2 protein-coding genes are annotated in these 647 nt (G+C 54.9%); both read right to left on the bottom strand.

Annotated elements, in window-relative coordinates; all coding sequences use genetic code 11:
• A partial coding sequence (locus ACIOU9_RS00010; RefSeq protein ID WP_402695754.1) for a hypothetical protein occupies positions 1–258 on the bottom strand: 258 nt, incomplete at its 3' end.
• A partial coding sequence (locus tag ACIOU9_RS00005) for a hypothetical protein (protein WP_402695752.1) occupies positions 249–647 on the bottom strand: 399 nt, incomplete at its 5' end. The genes ACIOU9_RS00005 and ACIOU9_RS00010, both read right to left, overlap by 10 nt.

Genomic DNA, 647 nt, shown 5'->3' with positions numbered 1-647 from the left:
ATCTACTGCAGCTTCAACTACCTGGAAGGTGGTGGTGTCGTTGGTGCGACCGTCATCGGCGAAGACCGAGTATTGGCCAACTTCAACTTCTTCGAAGATTACTTCCCAGTTGCCTTCATCATCTGCCGTAACCACGAGCTCTGGAGCTGCGATGGCGTTCTGGAAGAATGCGAACACCTTTGCAATAGCGGAATCAGCGACTTCGGTAGCCTTGACAGTTACCACAGCATTTGGATCCGAGGTGCCCTTCACGAGCACGTTAGGTCCTTCAACAGTCGAGCCTTCGAGTGGAGTAACGATGTCCACTGGCAGGTATTCACCGTCTTCGTCGCCGTCCACATCCGTGCCATCTGCATCGGTAGCGTCAGCATCAACGGCATCAGCATCGGTAGCGTCAGCATCAACTGCATCGGTAGCGTCAGCATCAACGGCATCAGCATCGGTAGCGTCAGCATCAACGGCATCAGCATCGGTAGCGTCAGCATCAACGGCATCAGCATCGGTAGCGTCAGCATCAACGGCATCAGCATCGGTAGCGTCAGCATCAACGGCATCAGCATCGGTAGCGTCAGCATCAACGGCATCAGCATCGGTAGCGTCAGCATCAACTGCATCGGGGTAGCGTCAGCATCAACTGCATCGGGCAT

The sequence above is a fragment of the Glutamicibacter sp. NPDC087583 genome, from assembly GCF_044743685.1.
In the GTDB taxonomy this organism is placed as follows: domain Bacteria; phylum Actinomycetota; class Actinomycetes; order Actinomycetales; family Micrococcaceae; genus Glutamicibacter.
Note: the sequence above shows the minus strand (reverse complement) of the source record. Positions and strands in the feature narration are given on the sequence as shown.